The sequence below is a fragment of the Actinomadura sp. HBU206391 genome (genome assembly GCF_014323665.1).
In the GTDB taxonomy this organism is placed as follows: domain Bacteria; phylum Actinomycetota; class Actinomycetes; order Streptosporangiales; family Streptosporangiaceae; genus Actinomadura_C.
In genome coordinates this window covers 1-1,306 of the sequence record NZ_JABVEB010000553.1, presented here as the reverse complement: position 1 = coordinate 1,306, position 1,306 = coordinate 1, and the positions used below count along the sequence as shown (strand labels likewise).

2 protein-coding genes are annotated in these 1,306 nt (G+C 72.0%); both read right to left on the bottom strand.

The genetic code is table 11. The annotated features are described in order from the left end of the window. Positions 1-566 (bottom strand): prenyltransferase/squalene oxidase repeat-containing protein (locus tag HKK72_RS39355; RefSeq protein ID WP_315987670.1); only part of this gene is annotated, 566 nt, incomplete at its 3' end. Position 567: 1 nt separating this feature from the next. Further along, positions 568-1,306, bottom strand: a 739-nt coding sequence (locus HKK72_RS39350) for a polyprenyl synthetase family protein (protein ID WP_187239445.1), incomplete at its 5' end; no start/stop codon positions are given.

Here is a 1,306-nt window from a genome sequence, read left to right as displayed (position 1 = left end):
CGCACCGGCCGCCGTGCGCTCACGATCGTGAGCGGCACGATCGTCTGCCGGGCCCAGCAGGCCCAGTCGTAGATGTTCAGGGGGACCTGCGGCGGCAGGAACATGAGTTCGGGGGGCAGCACGGGCAGGTCGGCCCAGGACCACCGGCCGAACATCGCCAGCCAGATCCGGGTGAACACCCGGCTGGACTCGATCCCGCCGGCCTGCCGGACGAAGGCGGCCGCCGAGCGCAGGTGCGGGGCGTCGGCCGGATCGCCGGCGAGCCGCAGCGCGGTGTAGGCCTCGATGGTGGTGGACAGGTCGGCGGGTCCCTCGTGGAAGTTCGCCCAGGTTCCGTCGTCGCGTTGCCGGCCGCGGATCCAGCGGGCGGCCTCGGCGGTCTCCTCCCGTGTGCGTATGCCCAGGAACTCCCGCAGGAGCAGGTCCTCGGCGTCCATCGTGACGTTGGTCTGCAGTTCGCCCTTCCACCATCCGGCCGGCGCCTGGAGGCCGAGCAGGTGCTCGCACGCCGCGTCGGCGGCGAGCCTGGCGGGCGACACCGATGGAGGGGCCTCGAGTGCGGTCATGTCAGTGATCCCGTGAGGTGATGAAGCGGGCGATGTCGAGGAACTCGGCGCGTACGTCGGCGGGCAGCTCGGCTTCGACGAGATGGCGCTCGGCGAGGTCGAGGCGGTGTTCCGCCTCCTTTTCCGCCCATGCGCGACCGCCGGCCTCGTCGATCAGCCGGGCGGCCTCGCGCAGGTCGGCGTTCGACCTCGGCTCGGGCCCGGAGAGTGAACGGCCGAGCCGTTCGCCCGCCTTCGTCCCGCTGGTGAGGGCGGCGACGATCGGCAGCGTCTTCTTCCGGGCACGCAGGTCGGACAGCGGCGGCTTTCCGGTCTGCTCGGAGGCGCCCCAGAGACCCAGCAGATCGTCGGTGAGCTGGAACGCCAGCCCGACATCGGTCCCGAATGCCGTCAGTGCCGTGATCAGCGGCTCCGGCCCGTCCACCATCATCGCGCCGATGGAGCAGGCGCAGGCCAGCAGGGAGCCGGTCTTGTCCGCCGACATCTGCAGGCACTCGTCGAGGCCGACGTCCTGGCGCCTTTCGAACTCCAGGTCACGGGCCTGCCCGGCGATCAACTGCCGGGTGGCGGCGGTCAGGCACCGTGCCGCCCGGACGCCGCCCCGGGTGCCCTCTCGCAAGAGCAGTTCCGTGGCCAGTGCGAGCAGGGCGTCGCCGGCGAGGATGGCCGCCGACTGGCCGAAGACGGTCCAGGCGGCCGGGCGGTGCCTGCGCATGCGATCGCCGTCCATGATGTCGTCA